Here is a 15,729-nt window from a genome sequence, read left to right on the forward strand (position 1 = left end):
ATGTCCGTTAGCGTAATAAAATATATAGGGTGAAAATGAATCACCCTATATATCTCCTGATAAAGATTTTGAAAGTGGTAGTGTAAAGAGAAACTCAGAGCCAACACCCTCTGTACTTATCACATTTATATTTTCACCATGTGCTTGAACGATTTCTCTTACAATCGAAAGTCCAAGACCTGTTCCTTTTTTGTCTTTTCCTCTTGAAAGATCTGTTTTATAAAAACGATCCCATATTTTCTTTAGACTGTCCTTTGGAATCCCGATTCCTGTATCTTTGACCGATACAAAAATCTTTCCGTTTTTTTCTGTTGTTTCCACATAGATAATGGAATTGTTATGGCTAAACTTAATGGCATTATCAATTAAGTTATAAAGTACTTGCTGTATTTTACTCATGTCCGCTGCGACATATAGGTGATGACCAGTCAAGATTAATTCAATGGATATCTTTTTTGATGTACAAGTGCCTTCAAAAGTTGAAGCGGTTTTCTTAATTACGCTGTTGATATCAAAATTAGATATTTCAAGCATTCCACCCTTGGTATTAAAGTCATTTAACGTCAAAAGACTGCTTGTTAATTTGGAAAGTCGTTCTGTTTCAAAAAGAATAATATTTAGATACTTCTCTTGCATTTCAGGTGGAATGGTTCCATCTATAATTGCCTCAATGTATCCTTTAATCGAAGTAAGTGGTGAACGAAAATCATGAGAAATATTGGCAATAAATTTCTTTTGATATTCTTCACTTTTGCTTAGTTCACTTGACATATAATTTAATGTGTTTGCCAAATAGCCGATTTCATCTTCTTTTTGAATGTCTAATTCGTATTTTAGATTTCCATGAGCGTATTCATTTGCAGCAGTGGTTATTTTTCGTATTGGTACATATACCATAAAAGTAAATGCTATCATTATGATAGTGGACAATAAGAAGATGACTGCTAGCGTATAATAAGTAATATTTAAAATTCTATCTTTTGAAGCAACAATTTCACTGACTGGAGTCAGTATTATTAGATAGCCTTTAATTTTATAATTTGAAGTAATTGGATTCATGACACTAAGCATATTTTCGTGAAACATTCCATAAAAATTACCCGTTTGGTAATAACTGCTACCTGAAATGGTTGGATCAAAATTATGAATAACAGTGGGATTTTCTAAGTCAGTATGTTCCTCTGAACTAATAATAATCTTACCCTCAGAATCTACAATCCATATGGTAGAAGAAAGGTAGGCTCCCATTGCTTCCAAATGATTATGAAAATTGTCGGTGGGAAGCTCACCCTTGTAAAAGCCAGCAGCATATTTTGATACAATAATATTGCCAACTTTATAAAGAGACTCCGCCTTTTTTTCTTTTAAGTGATTGAGTGTTAAATCAGAGGTCAAAGTGGCAACAGCGATGAAGCTTAAAACTCCAAATAACAAGTAAGCTAATATAAACTTCATGTAGATTCTGTTTTTCATAAGTTACTTCACCTCAAATTTATATCCAATGCCCCACACCGTTGAAAGACTCCAGGAATCATGATCTTTTATTTTCTCTCTTAAGCGTTTGATATGAACATCTACGGTTCTTGTATCTCCAATGTACTCATAGCCCCAAATGTGGTCAAGGAGCTGTTCTCTTGTAAAGACTTGGTTTGGTGAAGAAGCCAAGAAGTAAAGAAGCTCCAATTCCTTTGGTGGCATATCAATGGTTGCCCCGTTATAGACAACAGAATAATTGGTCTGATTAATGATAAGTCCTGGATATTCTACTAGCTTTATGTCGTGATTTTCTACAACTGGTTTTACAACTTGGTAGCGGCGTAAAACTGCTTTCACTCTAGCAACCAATTCCTTAGAATCAAAAGGCTTAATAACATAATCATCTGCACCAAGCTCAAGTCCAAGTACCTTGTCAAAAATCTCACCCTTTGCAGACAACATGATAATTGGGACACTTGATTTGGCACGAATTTCTCTGCATACCTGATATCCGTCTATGCCAGGAAGCATTAAGTCTAGTAGAATTAAATTCGGCTGAAAGGTATCAAAAGCTGTAATGGCTTCTTCTCCGTCATGAACCATCATGGTATCAAAGCATTCTTTGGTTAAATATAAGGAAATTAACTCTGCGATATTTACATCATCATCTACAATTAATATTTTTTGTTTAGCAACCATTTTATATCCTCCATTGATTTTATAAATTTTATATAAGGAGTGAACGATTCGTATCCATTACTTAAATTCTACGATAGTTACACCTGTTTCCCCTTCACCAAAGATACCAAGACGAAAGCTTTTTACATGTTTTTGCTTTTTTAAATAGTTATGAACGGCATTTCTAAGAGCACCAGTGCCACGACCATGTACCACTCGTACCTGTGGAAGATGCGATAAATAGGCATCGTCTATATACTTATCAAGCAGTGAGATTGCTTCATCCGTTGTTTTTCCAATCAGATTAATTTCAGGTGAAATGGTATAAGATTTAGACATTTTAATCTTACCTCCACCTGTTTTGGTGATAGAAGGACCTGTAATAACTGGCTCGTCAATTAATTCCAAATCACTAATATTTACTTGAGAACGAAGGATACCCATTTGAACGAACAAATCTCCCTTTTGATTGGGAAGTGTACTTATCGTTCCTGTTAAGTTCATACTAAGAACTTTTACGCTGTCTCCAATTCTAAAATCGGTAGGCTTATTCTTTTTTTTCTGTGTGGTTTTTTTCATGGATAGATTTTTCTCTACCTCTGATAATTTACCGCGTAAATGATTTCTTTCTTGTTCCATATCCTTCATGGAAGGAACGGCTTTGCCATATTTGTTGAAGTTTTTAATGGTTTGATCGGCGTATTCTTTTGCTTCACGAAGAATGGAATGTGCTTTTTCATTGGCTTCACGAAGGATAGTCTCTCGTTGTTGGTCTAGCTTTTCCTCTTTTTTAGTAAGAGCAGCTTTTAAGGATTCAATTTCTGATTTATAGAGCTTGATTTCTGCACGCTCTTTTTCAATGATTTTACGGCTTGCCTCCAAATCCGTTATGACATCTTCAAAGTTTTGGTCCTGAACGGTAATGTGTTTTTTGGCTTCGTCAATGATATAATCTGGAAGACCAAGTTTACTAGAGATTGCAAAGGCATTACTTTTCCCAGGAATACCAATTAACAATCGATAGGTTGGGCGAAGTGTCTCTACATCAAATTCACAACTGGCATTGATAACGCCAGCAGTGGAAAGTGCAAATACCTTTAACTCACTGTAATGTGTGGTTGCCATGGTTCTAACCTGCATGTTATGCAAGAAAGAAAGAATGGCAATAGCAAGTGCAGCACCCTCTGTTGGATCTGTTCCTGCACCCAATTCGTCAAATAATACCAAAGAATCTTTGTCTACCTTCTCCAAAATAGATACAATGTTAGTCATATGGGAGGAAAAAGTACTTAAGCTTTGCTCAATGCTTTGTTCATCACCAATATCTGCATATATTTCTTGAAATACAGATAGCTTAGAGCCTTCAAAGGCTGGAATATGAAGACCTGATTGCCCCATTAAGGTAAGAAGTCCAACGGTCTTTAAGGAAACGGTCTTACCACCAGTATTTGGTCCTGTTACAATCAATAGATCAAAATCACTTCCAAGTCTAACGTCTATTGGAACAACTTTGTTTTTATCAATGAGAGGATGGCGACTACTTTTTAATTCAATGATACCATCTGTGTTAAAAATTGGTTCACTTGCTTTGTGTGCAATGGAAAGTTGTCCTTTGGCAAAGATAAAATCTAACTTTGTTAGTAATTCAAAATCTTCTTGCATTACTTGCGTATATTGCGCAGCAAGATCACTAAGCTCAGCTAGAATTCTTTCAATTTCTTCTTGTTCTTTTAATTGAAGTTCCTTTATGTCATTGTTTAACTTTACAACCGACATAGGTTCTATAAAAAGTGTAGAACCAGTTTGCGACTGGTCGTGTACCATACCTGGAACATGTCCCTTGTGCTCGGCCTTAACTGGAATACAATAACGACCGTTTCGCATTGTGATTACGGCGTCTTGTAAGTAAGTTCTTGCAGAACCATTCACCATAGAAGAAAGTTGAGAATGTATCTTATCGTTTGCATTCTTAATGCTTCTTCGAATGTGCTTTAGTGTAGGGCTTGCGTCATCACTGATTTCTTCTTCTGATATAATACAGGTGCGAATCTTACTGTAGAGAGGATGAACAGGTTCCAAAGCGGCAAAAAGTACATCAAGAGAATCATCAGCAACATCAGGATTCTCCTTTTTGGAATAACTTTTAACCTTACTTGCAGTTTCTAGTGTGACACAGATGTTCAATAATTCGCTGGCGTTTAAGATACTTCCTATCTCTAATCGTTTTAGAGAAGCACGTATGTCCTTGACACCAGAAAAGGAGATACTTCCCTTTTTAAAGATTCGTTTCATGGCATCGCTTGTTTCTACTTGCTCTTGCTTTATTTGAGACAAATTAGTAGAAGGCTTTAGATTACGGCATAGTTCCTTTCCAATAGAGGAGGTTGCCAAAGCTTCAAGCTGATCGATTATTTTGTTATATTCTAAAGTTCTTAAGGCTCTTTCATTCATTGTTCTTTGCTTTCCTTTATTTTTATTTCATTATATTATTTACTATATCCCTATTTTACATTATAATGAACTAAATGAAAACAAGTGTAAATGAAAAACTTTACTTTATTGTGGCAAGGCTATACTAGAACCTCTTGCTGGCTTATCGTTATCGTTTACATTTGTGTAATAGATTGTTCACATATTTTTGTTATCATAATTAATAACTTGACTCTTGAGGTATGAAAACTTACAGAAATTTTCAATTTAACCTACCCTGCATGCAATCATAGTAAAATATAGGGATAAAAGGAGAGAATCATGTCTGGCTTAAGTAATAATGAAGAAGAATTTTCATTTATAAAAGAAAAAATAAAAGATAAGCCATTGAACAAGAAAAGGCTTGCATTATACGCTGCATTATGTGTTATGATGGCAATTATATTTGGAATGCTAGCAAGCGTTACGTTTGTACTTACAAGACCTTATTTTGAGGATCGATTTGCCAAGGATAAGGAGCCTGACAAGGTATCAATTCCTAAGGACGAGACATCCTTTCATGAGACTGAAAGTGCAATGGCACAGACCCCATCAGATACACAAATCCAGGAACAACCACAGACAGTAGAAAACCCTGTTGTGATACAAGAGATTGAGCTTGAATTGGAGGATGTTGAGCGTTTATATAAAAAGTTAAATGACGTTGCTAAAGAAGCGGACAAATATGTGGTTACCGTAACTGGTGTAACCAGTGATGTGGATTGGTTTAATGATACGTTAGAAAATAAAGGACAGGCGGCTGGTATCATTGTAGCAAATAATGGTCAAGAGCTTTTAATGATAACGAAGTTAGATGTTGTAGAAAATGTAGAGCAAATTAGAGTTACTTTTTGCGATGGCTGTACGCTAGAAGCTACAGCAGGAAAGTATGATAGTAATTCTAAACTTGCTGTAGTCAGTGTGCCACTGAATCAGGTTGAGGAATCTACCATGAATGCAATTAGTATTGCAAGTTTAGGAAATTCCTATGCATCTCATAATGGGGATGCTGTTATTGCACTTGGCAGTCCACTTGGATATAGCAATTCAGTTACTTATGGTATGCTTACCTCTACTTCTAAGTCGGTTACTACGGTGGATGCAAACTATCGTATTTTAACCACAGATGCAGTTGGTAGTTTGAATGCAAGTGGAGTGATTATTAATTTAGATGGTGAAGTAATAGGAATTATTGCGCCTGAATATAATCAAGATAATAGCATGGGAGTCATTACGGCACTAGCTATTTCTGATTTAAAGGCAGGAATTGAAAAGCTTTCGAGTCATAAAGATGTCGTTAATTTTGGTATTAAGGGTAGCGATGTAACTTTAGATATAGCAGAACAACAAAACCTACCAGTGGGTGTATACGTGATAGAGACTGTTATGGATTCTCCTGCTATGGATGCAGGCATTCAAAACGGAGATGTTATTACAAAACTAGGTGATACAGAAATAAAAACAGTGAGAGATTTGCAAAACGAGTTAAATAAATGCCAGCCAAATCAAGTGATATCTGTTGTAGCAAAGCGTCAAGGCATGGATGAGTACAAAGATATTAATTTTGTCGTAACGTTAGGCATAATGAATTAGACTTTCAATTGGAGGAAGAAATGAAATATATTGAGACATTACATGAAGGTGACAGAATATCAGATATTTATCTGTGTAAATTTAAACAGGCTGCTACAACCAAGAATGGAAAAGCATATGATAATTTGATAATTCAAGATAAGACAGGTGTATTGGATGCAAAGATATGGGATCCGAATTCGTCTGGAATTGAAGATTTTGATATGCTTGATTACATAGAGGTGTATGGCGAGGTCACCAGCTTTCAAGGCGCTTTACAGGTGAATGTAAAGAGAATTAGAAAAGCAAGAGAAGGAGAATACGAAACAAAGGATTATTTCCCAGTTAGCTCAAAAGATATTGAGAAGATGTATAAAGAAATCATGAACTATATTAATAGTATTGAGAATAAATATCTCAACGAGTTAGCCAAAAGCTTTTTTGAAGACCCTGTCTTTGCGAAACGATTTAAAGCACATTCTGCAGCAAAAAGTGTGCATCATGGCTTTATCGGAGGCTTGTTAGAGCATACATTGGGAGTTGTCAATTTGTGTGACTACTACAGTAAGGCTTATCCTGCCATTAACCGAGATCTTTTAATTACAGCAGCACTTTTTCACGATATTGGAAAGATGCAAGAGATTTCTGAATTTCCTAGCAATGATTACACAGATGATGGTCAGTTATTAGGCCATATTATCATTGGAGTGGAGAAAGTAGGAGAAAGAATACGCTCGATTCAAGGATTTCCAAGTAAATTAGCATCTGAATTAAAGCATTGTATCATTGCTCATCATGGAGAATTAGAATATGGATCTCCGAAAAAGCCAGCTTTGTTGGAAGCATTGGCACTAAACTTTGCTGATAATACGGATGCAAAAATCCAAACAGTAACCGAATTATTCAACGCAGCAGGTGATAATCAAGACTGGCTTGGTTATAACAGGTTATTTGAATCAAATATTAGAAAGACTTCAATATAATGAAATAAAAGAGAAAACCAGCGTTAAGAAGAATCTTGCGCTGGTTTTCTTTATGTTATAACGTTTCTATTAAACAAAGTTCTACTTTGATTTATGCAGTTTAACTTTACATGTTTAGACGATAATTGGAGTTGGACGCATTTTGGTTTTTTAGTGTGTTTGTAATGGTTGGAACAGCTCCAAATAATGTAAATACATATACCATCCCTAAGTTGGTATAGTAGGAAGTACTATCTATAATTGCTTCGGCTAATAGGTCTGGAATTGAATGAAAACTTGTAATTACATCTACATTAAAATAATTAGCGATGGTTATTGCATAATCAACCCTGTGACTTAAGTACACCATAGCGATAATCAGTACTGAACTAGCCACAATGCCTTTTTTCGTTAATTTACCACCCAATAGTTCATATCCCTTTAAAGCACAAACACTCATCACTAGACCTGATAAGGATGCGACATATCCAATTTGCCCTAAGAGTATAATACAAACGCTACCAATTAGTGTTCCTATAAAAGCTCCTGTAACGCCACCTATTATATTTTCTCTTTTTTGCTTTTCTGCTTGCTTTTTCACTTCGTTGGATTGACAATAGTTATTATAACAAGTAGGGCACATTTGTGCTGGAGCAGCAGAATCTAGTATGTAGCTTTCTAAATCATGAGTAGTACCACAAGCCTGACAAGTATTTTCAAAATCTTTGTGACGTAGTGAAGTAATGATTATATCCAGTGCATTCATTGCCTTATTGATTGCATTTTTATAGCCGAATCCAGCTCCTAGCTTTGTTTGAAACTTAACCATGTAACCTGTTACTTCGCAATGTTTTAGGTATTTTTTATTAGCTTCTACTATTTCATTCATTTCAGAGCTTTTTGGTAGCATCTCGTTGGATTTTATAAAAAAGGTAATATGGAATGCTTTCAATTGATTTACTTGGCTAATGTACACATCATAGCCTTGTTTTTTTCCATAAATTATTCCGCTTTTTTCATCAAGTGAAAGGTTGGCCTGGTCTGCAAATTTGCGAAAAGGCTTTAACAATGATCGATTCATGATTTATAATCCCCTTAATAAATATAATTTACTAGTATGGAATAATATTCCAGCAAACTAGCAATAATTATAATAACATGGAAATAAATACGTGTAAAGATAAAAGGATTGTTCTGTATTTTTAGAAAAAAAGACAAACTACTTCGAAGCTTATGCTTCGTAAGCAGTTTGTCTACACTCTAATCAACATCAATTATCTTATGCTGGTTTTCTTAATTCAAAAATTTTTACTATTGCTTTTTATTATTAGTAAGCATGAAGAATACTTGAAGTAAGATTAATGTGGTAGTTACATTAAAAGCAAATCCGTTTGGATTTATTAAATATGCGCCAATAGCTTTCCTTGCATCGTTATAATTCATGGAATACATTTCAAAAGTTTTGTATATACGAATTGCAAGATATAATATCTGAAGAATAATATAACCAACTGCTGTTATCCAAAATAATCTTTTTTGCATATACAATGCTTGTATCTTATTACCAATTAGGAAAATAAAACATGTAATTATATAAAGATTATAAATTATAAAGATTATTTTTTCTAAATTTGGATTTGTAAACAAATCTTTGAAACTTACTTCGGCATTGATAATTCCAAATACAAAACTAATCATATATAAACTCATAGAGCATATTAATAAAGCTTTTAATTTTTTATCCATTATAATTTGTCCTTTTTTAACTCTTAACGATGTAATTGAGCATGTGTATTAGGTGCGGTTGATAATTTTTTTGTAGGTGAAATACTTAATGAAGCTCCACCTGAAGAAAAAGATAATGATGGGCTTACAGAAGTACTGTATTTTGAATAGTGACCAAATCCATCTACAACAGTAGTGTTACTTACATTTGGTTTTATTCTAAGTGCCATAAACGCTTTGTTAGATATTTCAGTTTCAACGATATTAAAAGTATAAGCATATCCGCTTGTTGATTTCTCATTTGCGTTCCAATCATAATCAGTTTGATCAGGTTTATATATACCTAACTCTTGTGAATATAGTGTATATGTTCTTTTTAAGTATTCGCTATTTGCTATTACTGAAAAATTAGCATTAGTTCCCAGACCAATTATATGAGTATTTATTGGTTGTAAAAAACCATTTGATTTTATATAAGTAACATCATTTGATAAGATATACTCCTTGGAATTAATAGAACCTAGTTTAGTTGTCATCTCCACCCAGCTAGTTGAAGTACTATCTGTATCCTCACTTAATGATCTTATAAAAGAACTATCTAAATTAGCAGTAGTTTCAAAATTAAATTGGTCTTTAGAAATTTCTTTCATAGTTGTTTCGTTAAAATTATCTTTAGTATCAGTAGTACCATAAAGTGCATTAACAGTATTGTTTTTTTCTGTGCATTTATAGTATTTGGTAGTAGAAGTTACATTACTAACTTTTACATCTTTATACATAGTTTGTTTATTTTGGGGCATATTTTGATAAGTCTCATAATCAATACCTACTAACTTTAGACTAGAGTCATACCCATTACTAGTTGTCCCAGCATTGGAAAAATTACAAGGAATTAGTGTCAATGCACTAATAATACTTAGTGATAATACTACGCTTTTTAATTTCATGGTTATCCCCTCCTAATAGGTGTAAAATAATTCTAGTTAACACCAACTTTTTGTAGATAGCTTTTAATAAGCTACAGTAATTATAAAAACTATCTATTCCATCTTGTTAACTTTATTAAAATATAACCATTACTCAGTTTTCCCCCCTTTCTAATAATTAATCTTCATTATTTAAAACATAAAATATAAAGTAATATGTTTATATTTATAGTATACATGTTTTATATATTTTTTTCAACATATATTCTATTAAAATAGACGAGAATTTTTAAATTTAACTTTGACCACTAATAACATTGATTATTACACCTTTTTTTACAATAAATTATTATCCTAACGAATCATAAGAGGCCAACAGAGTCTGAAACTCCTTTGTGTTTTGTAAAAAAGCATATTCAAGATGATCTGGATCTTTAAGCTCCTCTAATATCTTAGGTAAAATAAGTGTACCTAGATTCTCTTTTTTTTCTTCTTTTTGTTCTAAGTGTTGATACAAAATAGATTTTGTATAATCCCATTTGACCAAAAGTGCAGGCAACAATTTCTTTAAGACCAAGACGCATGCTGATGCATCTTTCATCGTCATTGCCAGTTCAAATTCAGGAACGTAGGAATTATACTCCCATTGATCAAATAGTTGAGAAAAACGTTTCGTAACCTCTGCAATATATTTTGCATCGTTGACTCGATTTTGTTTTAAAGCTATCTCCATTAATCGAATTAAATCCGAGTAAATATCATTGGTTTCTACAAGAAGTCTTTGCTCGATGGATTTTGCAGCTTCCTCATAGTTTTCAAGACACATAAATAGTTTTGTTTCTAAACGCTTTTTGTCTGTAGAGATTGGATCAGGCAATGTATCAAGAAGCGTTTTTGCTTTGACATATTCTTTTTGATTCATGTATTTTGAGATTAGCATGGATTTGGCTGTTGAACTAATCTTAGGTATTTCACTTTGTGCTGCTCGTTCATAAAATCCTTCAATTTCAGCAGGGAGTAAATCCGCCTCATTAGGAAGGGAAAACATACTTTGTAGTCCCTCTAAGGTAAGAGCAACGTTTAAAATTAACTCATGACAATTTGGATATTCCAGAATCTTTTTTTTCGCTCGCTCAAATGCCGTTCTAATTCCTTTTTCTTTTGCAAGAGATACTAATTCTTCTGTAAAAACATTGATTTCTTTTGTTGTAAGCTCGTCTTGAAAGGACAATAAAGTATTCAAATCTGTATCTAATAGGCGTGCCAAAGAGGGAAGTATAGTAATATCTGGATAAGTGACACCTCTTTCCCATTTGTTTACAGCAGGAGCAGATACCCCAAGATAATTAGCCATCTGCTCTTGGGTAAGTCCTTGCTTGGTTCTTAGCTTATGAATCACTTCGTTGATTTGCATAAAAACACTCCTTTTTTTATAGTTGCAAAGTACTTTACATAAAAATTGTAACACAGTATATCATGAGGGACAATTGCGCAAATGTTAATGATTCGTTAAAAAAATTAACCGTTGGTTATATAAAGTAGTAAAGTTTACCAATCATTTAATACGTTTCTTTTATACATAGATTTTAAGAAACTGCGGATATTATTAGTAAATTATGTATGAAGGGAGATTTTTTATGCCAAAGGATAGCCAGCCAGATAATAAGGAAGCAAGAATGGAAAAATGCAATGGACAAACACCTATCACAAGAGAAAATATGAATAAGAATAAGAATGCAAAGCGTAAATCCATAGAACATAATGATGTGTAATTTGAAAAGGAGGTAGAGTAAATTATGAATGAGATAATCGAGTTCTTAAACAATAACAAATTCGGTAGTCTTGCAACAAATAGCTATGATAAGCCCGATTTAAGACCATTTGAGATGGTGTTTTACAGCGATCAGAAAATGTATTTCTACACAACAGTAGATTCGGATGTAGCAAATCAGCTAGGTGAAAACTCCAATATCTGCTTTTGTGCAACAGACCAATCCTACAACTATGTAAAAGTAAGCGGAAGCGTAATATTTAGTGATAAGCAAGAGGATAAGGATAAAATATTGGAAAATAGTGAGTTTGCAAAAGAAATTTTTAAGAAATTAGATATAAATAAAATGAAGGTTTTTTATCTTGAACATGGAGAGTGTAAAAAACATCTTCATAACAACAACCAGACCATTGTAGAAAAATTTTAGCATGCATAGTATAATAGCCTTTAAAAGTTAAAAAACAAAACTTTTAAAGGCTATTATTATGAGAAAATAATGATATAATGGTAGATAGAAATTACAAAAAATTACAGGAGATAACAACTTGAAAAAATTAACTTACAATCATACCATATATGCGTGTTTTATTGGCTACATAGTTCAGGCTATTATTAATAATTTTGCGCCCTTACTGTTTCTAACCTTTCAATCTGAATTTAAAATTTCACTTGATAAAATAGCACTGTTGACGACGATTAATTTTAGTATTCAAATCTTAGTTGATTTATTGGCAACCAAGTTTGTAGATAAAATTGGTTATCGAGCTTGTGTTATTCTAGCACATATTTGTTCAGTATTCGGAATTGCTGGGTTGGCATTCTTTACGTATATGCCTATTCATCCCTACATAGGAATTATAATTGCCATAATCTTTTGTGCAATTGGAGGTGGAATCATTGAAGTATTAATCAGTCCTATTGTAGAAGCTTGCCCAGGAGAGAGAAAAGATGCTGCTATGAGTTTATTGCATTCCTTTTATTGTTGGGGTCATGTTGGAGTAGTGGTTCTTTCCAGTATATTTTTTGCAATGGTAGGGATTGAAAAATGGAGGTACTTAGCTATATTATGGGCCGTTGTTCCCTTAGCAAACATTATTTTATTTATAAAAGTGCCAATTGCTACGTTATTATCTGAGGACGAAGAAGGATATCGTATTGGGCAATTATTTAAAATGAAGCAGTTTTGGATATTGATACTTCTTATGGCAAGTGCAGGAGCTTGCGAACAAGCAGTTTCTCAATGGGCAAGTGCATATGCAGAAAGTGTTATGCAGGTACCAAAACTAGTGGGAGACTTAGCAGGGCCGCTCTTGTTTGCAGTAACAATGGGATGTACGAGACTATATTATGGAAAGTTTAGTCAAAGATTAAAGCTAGAACAATTCATGGTATTAGCGGGAGTTTTTTGTGCTATCAGTTATCTGCTAATCGCACTTCCAAAGCAAGTTGCAATTGGATTTATCGGATTTGCCCTTTGCGGTTTTGCGGTTGGAATCCTTTGGCCAGGAACCTTTAGCATAGCGGCAAAACAGATTCGTGGCGGTGGAACGGCTATGTTTGCATTTTTAGCGCTTGCGGGTGATCTTGGGTGCGCAGGTGGACCTACTTATGTTGGGATGGTATCAAAGTGGTTTGATAACAATATGAGATGGGGAATCTTATTTGCATTGATTTTCCCGATTTTATTATTAACTGGACTTAGTTTGAATCATAAGGTGAGCCAGGAAACAGCATAAAAAGGTACGAGGAGATGAATATGAGGAAATAACATATCATCGCATTGAAATAAAGTAATATTAAAAAAAAGACTCTGTTACCCAGAGTCTTTTTTTGATATAATGAAACCTATCCAAAGAAAGATTAGTGGTTTAAAGCCATTATATTTTCTTATAAAATAAAATATCATATCTACTTACAGTAAAAAGGGATGAAAATATGCAAATAAGAAAAAGTACAAAAAGTGATTTGGAACAAATTATAAAATTATTTGAACAAGCAAGAATATTTATGAGAGAAAATGGAAATCCCAATCAATGGGGCAATGATTATCCACCGATTTCTCTGATTGAAGAAGATATAGAAGCAGGAATTAGCTATGTTTGTGAACACGAAAAACGAGTGGTAGGAACCTTTATGTTTTTTGAAGGTCAAGATGAAACCTACGCAACCATATACGATGGAGAGTGGCTCAATGATAAGCCTTATGGCGTAATTCACAGAATTACCACCGCTACAGACACCAAAGGTGTCGCAACCTTTTGTCTTACTTGGTGTTATGAGCAATGTCGCAATTTAAAGATTGATACCCATGAGGATAACATACCAATGCAGAATTTATTAAACAAGAATGGATTTCAAAGATGCGGTATCATACATCTAAAGAATGGAAAAGAAAGGATTGCTTTTCAAAAATGGGAAGCCAATTCTAAGGAGTTTGGAAAACATGAATAAAAATGATATATTCACTGTTACAATAGAAGATATGGGTGCAGAAGGCGAAGGAATCGGAAAAGTGGATGGATTTACTTGGTTTGTAAAAGATGCAGTCATCGGTGATGTAGTAAACGTAAAAGCCATGAAGGTAAAAAAGAACTATGGGTATGCAAGGCTATTGGAAATACTAGAACCATCCACTTACCGTGTAGAGCCAAAATGCGAATTCCATAGACAATGCGGAGGTTGTCAGATACAGGCCCTTGATTATAAGCAGCAGTTATTATTTAAAGAAAATAAAGTGCGCAATAACTTAAAACGAATCGGTGGCTTTCATGACCTTACAATACGCCCCGTAATTGGTATGGAGAATCCTTATCATTACAGGAATAAAGCACAATTTCCGATTCGTCAAGATAAGGATGGAAATATTATAACAGGGTTTTATGCGGGAAGAAGCCATACGGTTATAGCCAATACCAAATGCTACCTTGGTGATGACATAAATGAGGAAATTCTAGATATCGTACTCTTCTTTATGAAGAAATATAAGATATCAGCGTATGATGAAGAAACTGGAAAAGGACTCGTTCGCCATGTATTGATACGTGTTGGATTTACGACCAGAGAAATTATGGTTTGTTTAATTATAAATGGGAAGGAATTGCCAAATAGTCAAAAACTAGTGGATTGCTTGCAAAAAATTAAAGGGATGACTAGTATTTCCATTAATATAAATAAGGAAATTACAAATGTAATACTTGGGGAAACAGTAAAAACACTTTGGGGACAAGATTACATTACAGATTATATTGGAAACGTTAAATATCAGATTTCGCCATTATCTTTTTATCAAGTAAATCCAGTACAAACCAAAAAGCTCTATGAAACAGCTCTTTCTTTTGCTAAACTTACAGGCGATGAAGTAGTATGGGATTTATACTGTGGTATTGGTACAATCTCATTATTTCTAGCACAAAAGGCGAAGAAGGTAATGGGAGTTGAAATTGTACCACAGGCCATCGAAGATGCAAAAAAGAATGCTCAAATCAATGGAATAACAAATGCTTCTTTTTATGTAGGAAAAGCAGAGGAAGTACTTCCAAATAAATTTAAAAATGATGGAGAATACGCAGAAGTAATCGTGGTAGACCCGCCTAGAAAGGGTTGTGACGAAACACTGTTAGATACAATCGCCCAGATGAATCCAAAACGAGTGGTGTATGTAAGCTGTGACTCGGCTACTTTAGCAAGGGATTTACGGTATTTGTGTGATAGAGGGTATGAGGTGAAGGAAGTACAGCCAGTTGATATGTTTGGGCATACGGTGCACTGTGAAGTAATCGTCAAGTTAGAAAAACATTAAAACATTGTAATATCAATAGTTTAAGCCATTGAATGTGTAGATGACATTCAATGGCTTTTGTGTATGTGAGAACAAATCTACTTGATTCCTGATCAAAATATAAACGGAAAAAATCTTTTATTTGTCAAATTATAGAATTATTAGTTGAGAAATGCTACAAGATGCTATAGAATTAATGTAATAATATCAAAGAATTGGTGAAAAAGCGTTAGATAGATTTCTGTATTATCTAAGGATTAGATTCATTCTAGATTATGGTTGTTAGATAAGTGCTAGAATATCTGAACTTAAGGAAAGTAAAAGTATAAGGAAATTTTCCAAATAGAAAAAAGATAGATGGAAATAATGAGG

14 protein-coding genes are annotated in these 15,729 nt (G+C 33.8%); 7 read left to right on the top strand and 7 right to left on the bottom strand.

Going from position 1 to position 15,729, the window contains the following annotated elements:
* Positions 1-45: 45 nt before the first annotated feature.
* Genes F7O84_RS16285 through F7O84_RS16295 form a run of 3 tightly spaced genes read right to left on the bottom strand, consistent with a single transcriptional unit; the run spans position 46 to position 4,605 of the window.
* Complete coding sequence (locus tag F7O84_RS16285; protein ID WP_151147706.1) at positions 46-1,473, bottom strand: sensor histidine kinase; 1,428 nt, start codon at positions 1,471-1,473, stop codon at positions 46-48.
* A gap of 3 nt (positions 1,474-1,476) precedes the next feature.
* Positions 1,477-2,175, bottom strand: a complete 699-nt coding sequence (locus F7O84_RS16290) for a response regulator transcription factor (protein ID WP_151147709.1) — start codon at positions 2,173-2,175, stop codon at positions 1,477-1,479.
* A gap of 57 nt (positions 2,176-2,232) precedes the next feature.
* On the bottom strand, positions 2,233-4,605 hold the full coding sequence (locus F7O84_RS16295) for an endonuclease MutS2 (protein ID WP_151147712.1): 2,373 nt from the start codon (positions 4,603-4,605) through the stop codon (positions 2,233-2,235).
* Between the two features lie 300 nt (positions 4,606-4,905).
* Here F7O84_RS16295 and F7O84_RS16300 point away from each other — a divergent pair, with 300 nt between their 5' ends.
* Positions 4,906-6,216 (top strand): S1C family serine protease, encoded by a 1,311-nt coding sequence (locus F7O84_RS16300; protein ID WP_151147715.1) that lies wholly within the window; start codon positions 4,906-4,908, stop codon positions 6,214-6,216.
* 20 nt (positions 6,217-6,236) lie between these two features.
* On the top strand, positions 6,237-7,178 hold the full coding sequence (locus tag F7O84_RS16305; RefSeq protein ID WP_151147718.1) for a 3'-5' exoribonuclease YhaM family protein: 942 nt from the start codon (positions 6,237-6,239) through the stop codon (positions 7,176-7,178).
* Between the two features lie 106 nt (positions 7,179-7,284).
* Here F7O84_RS16305 and F7O84_RS16310 read toward each other — a convergent pair whose 3' ends face one another.
* The 4 genes from F7O84_RS16310 to F7O84_RS16325 all read right to left on the bottom strand — a co-directional run bounded on the left by F7O84_RS16310 (position 7,285) and on the right by F7O84_RS16325 (position 11,222).
* Positions 7,285-8,238: a hypothetical protein gene (locus F7O84_RS16310; protein ID WP_151147719.1), complete on the bottom strand. Its 954-nt coding sequence runs from the start codon at positions 8,236-8,238 to the stop codon at positions 7,285-7,287.
* 230 nt (positions 8,239-8,468) lie between these two features.
* Entirely contained in the window at positions 8,469-8,903 is a 435-nt protein-coding gene (locus tag F7O84_RS16315) for a hypothetical protein (RefSeq protein ID WP_151147722.1), read from the bottom strand.
* Positions 8,904-8,926: 23 nt separating this feature from the next.
* On the bottom strand, positions 8,927-9,829 hold the full coding sequence (locus F7O84_RS16320; protein ID WP_151147725.1) for a hypothetical protein: 903 nt from the start codon (positions 9,827-9,829) through the stop codon (positions 8,927-8,929).
* Positions 9,830-10,157: 328 nt separating this feature from the next.
* Positions 10,158-11,222 (bottom strand): helix-turn-helix domain-containing protein, encoded by a 1,065-nt coding sequence (locus F7O84_RS16325; RefSeq protein WP_151147728.1) that lies wholly within the window; start codon positions 11,220-11,222, stop codon positions 10,158-10,160.
* A gap of 223 nt (positions 11,223-11,445) precedes the next feature.
* On the opposite strand from F7O84_RS16325, the gene F7O84_RS19405 reads away from it, so the two are divergent.
* From F7O84_RS19405 to rlmD, 5 genes are all read left to right on the top strand, one after another.
* Positions 11,446-11,580, top strand: a complete 135-nt coding sequence (locus tag F7O84_RS19405) for a hypothetical protein (protein ID WP_279238012.1) — start codon at positions 11,446-11,448, stop codon at positions 11,578-11,580.
* 24 nt (positions 11,581-11,604) lie between these two features.
* Complete coding sequence (locus F7O84_RS16330) at positions 11,605-12,006, top strand: pyridoxamine 5'-phosphate oxidase family protein (RefSeq protein WP_151147731.1); 402 nt, start codon at positions 11,605-11,607, stop codon at positions 12,004-12,006.
* A gap of 118 nt (positions 12,007-12,124) precedes the next feature.
* Positions 12,125-13,315, top strand: a complete 1,191-nt coding sequence (locus F7O84_RS16335; RefSeq protein WP_151147734.1) for an MFS transporter — start codon at positions 12,125-12,127, stop codon at positions 13,313-13,315.
* Positions 13,316-13,514: 199 nt separating this feature from the next.
* Complete coding sequence (locus F7O84_RS16340; RefSeq protein WP_151147737.1) at positions 13,515-14,030, top strand: GNAT family N-acetyltransferase; 516 nt, start codon at positions 13,515-13,517, stop codon at positions 14,028-14,030.
* Entirely contained in the window at positions 14,023-15,378 is a 1,356-nt protein-coding gene (gene rlmD / locus F7O84_RS16345) for a 23S rRNA (uracil(1939)-C(5))-methyltransferase RlmD (protein WP_151147740.1), read from the top strand. The genes F7O84_RS16340 and rlmD overlap by 8 nt, the downstream gene beginning before the upstream one ends.
* Positions 15,379-15,729: the final 351 nt, after the last annotated feature.

Origin of the sequence: Candidatus Galacturonatibacter soehngenii (genome assembly GCF_008830185.1) — a bacterium.
Classification (GTDB): Bacteria; Bacillota; Clostridia; order Lachnospirales; family Lachnospiraceae; genus Lachnotalea; species Lachnotalea soehngenii.